This is a genomic window from Trabulsiella guamensis ATCC 49490, from assembly GCF_000734965.1.
Classification (GTDB): Bacteria; Pseudomonadota; Gammaproteobacteria; order Enterobacterales; family Enterobacteriaceae; genus Trabulsiella; species Trabulsiella guamensis.
Window position 1 is genome coordinate 1 of sequence record NZ_JMTB01000008.1, and the last position, 1,618, is coordinate 1,618.

Sequence of the window (1,618 nt, forward strand, 5' to 3'; positions counted from 1 at the left end):
GGTTGAATGTAGGGTATCCAACATTGATGTGTCAAGTGACATTGTTCGACTTCTGACATTTTTTTGTTGGGGATACAAAAAAGCCGGGCATTTGCCCGGCTTGTTGTAAATTCAGATGTGACTAAAAATCCATTATGACTTGCTTGACGAGACCAACAATTCTACAGTTCTCACCACATTCGATTGCTTTGAAGTTTGGATTTAGAGGGATTAGATACCTGTTGGGCCAGTCCTCTACAAATTTTTTAAGAGTTGCCTCTTGCCCTCCATCAATATGTGCCACAACTATTTTACCGTTAATCTGTCCAGTATCCATAATGTCAGGCTCTACGATCACGATAGAACCTTCTGGTATAGATGGTGCCCCGTGTGGGTTTGTCATTGAGTCACCTCGAACACGTAGCGCAAACGCCATTTTCGAAACTATGGAAGTTGTATAAACCCATTCATCTGCTTCACCCTCATTAATGCCTGGGTCTGTCATCGTCCATGCCCCAGCTTGCACCCAGGATATCAGCGGAACCTTCTTAACTGTGAATATTTCTGGTTTAAGGTTTGTTTTCTGTTCTGGTGATCCTTCGCCGTTAACAAGCCACAAAGGATCACATTGCAGAGCAATAGCCAGAGCCTGGAGATTCATCCCATTAGGCTGATAACCATCACTTTCCCATCCTGTAACGGTAACACGATTTACACCAGTTAATTCAGCAAGTGATTGCTGTGTCAATTTCAGTTCTTTTCGCCTTTGGCGAATTCTATCACTCATATTCATGTAGGCAATCCTACTATATTTTAATGTAAGTTTCTTGACATTTTTATGTTGGATGCCCTACATTAATGATGGTATAACAATAGGGGTATGGCGATGTTGAAATCAGACGTGATTAGTTTTTTTGGCGGCGTTTCTAAGGTCGCTGATGCTCTCGGTATTAAACACCCATCAGTTTCTGAGTGGCGCGAGGTCATTCCAGAATGTCGGGCATACCAACTTGAAAAAATAACATCAGGAAAGTTGAAGTTCCGTCCTGAACTTTACGGCAAAGCACCCATTTCAAGCAGCGACTCAGCAGAGGTGTGACATGACATACAAACTTTTAGCTAATGAATTACTGGCGGAAAAACTCATATCCATGCTTGCGGACACGGTTGCAGAGATTGAGAAGGAACGGAAGGAAAGAGTTGAAGCGATTGTTAAAAAAGCTGCTTCAACTCTCGGAATTGTCGAGAACTCACGCAAAGAAAAGGATTTATTGCGCCTCGACGTCGGATTTATGTCCATGAGCGAATTTATTCAGATTTATGGGGAACCCTAAAACAGCAAGCGGTTTATGTAATTTTCTAGCGCTCTGACCTGAACAGGATCTGAATTTTCATCTTTGTAAAGTCCTTCGATATGTGACGTTACAGCGATGGCGGCGATTTTGCGTTGTTCTGGCGTGAGCGTTTTTACCAGCGCTTTTGTGACTAAAAAACAGGCACCGAGTTTTGCATCAAATTCCATGCTTTTTACCCTCCATGGGCTTGTTTTGATGGAGTTCTCCACGTGGAAGGTGGAGTTCGTGCGCCGGACACGGGTAAGTTTCCGGCACCAATAAAGGTGACGCCCGCGAGTGCACAG

Annotated in this window: 4 protein-coding genes; 2 read left to right on the forward strand and 2 right to left on the reverse strand. The window is 43.6% G+C overall.

The annotated features are described in order from the left end of the window. Positions 1-121: 121 nt before the first annotated feature. Positions 122-772: a LexA family protein gene (locus GTGU_RS00730; RefSeq protein ID WP_038153440.1), complete on the reverse strand. Its 651-nt coding sequence runs from the start codon at positions 770-772 to the stop codon at positions 122-124. Between the two features lie 93 nt (positions 773-865). On the opposite strand from GTGU_RS00730, the gene GTGU_RS24145 reads away from it, so the two are divergent. Beyond that, on the forward strand, positions 866-1,078 hold the full coding sequence (locus tag GTGU_RS24145; RefSeq protein WP_038153445.1) for a Cro/CI family transcriptional regulator: 213 nt from the start codon (positions 866-868) through the stop codon (positions 1,076-1,078). Between the two features lies 1 nt (position 1,079). Beyond that, a complete protein-coding gene (locus GTGU_RS00740; RefSeq protein ID WP_038153443.1) occupies positions 1,080-1,313 on the forward strand; it encodes a hypothetical protein in 234 nt (77 codons plus the stop codon). Here the strand turns inward: GTGU_RS00740 and GTGU_RS26325 are convergent. Next, positions 1,310-1,618: hypothetical protein (locus tag GTGU_RS26325; RefSeq protein WP_211252852.1), on the reverse strand; the 309-nt coding region annotated here is incomplete at its 5' end. The two genes, GTGU_RS00740 and GTGU_RS26325, sit on opposite strands and share 4 nt — an antisense overlap.

Coding starts and splice junctions, on each gene's coding strand:
- GTGU_RS00730 (WP_038153440.1), bottom strand. CDS start 772: ATGAATATGAGTGATAGAATTCGCCAAAGGCGAAAAGAACTGAAATTG.
- GTGU_RS24145 (WP_038153445.1), top strand. CDS start 866: ATGTTGAAATCAGACGTGATTAGTTTTTTTGGCGGCGTTTCTAAGGTC.
- GTGU_RS00740 (WP_038153443.1), top strand. CDS start 1,080: ATGACATACAAACTTTTAGCTAATGAATTACTGGCGGAAAAACTCATA.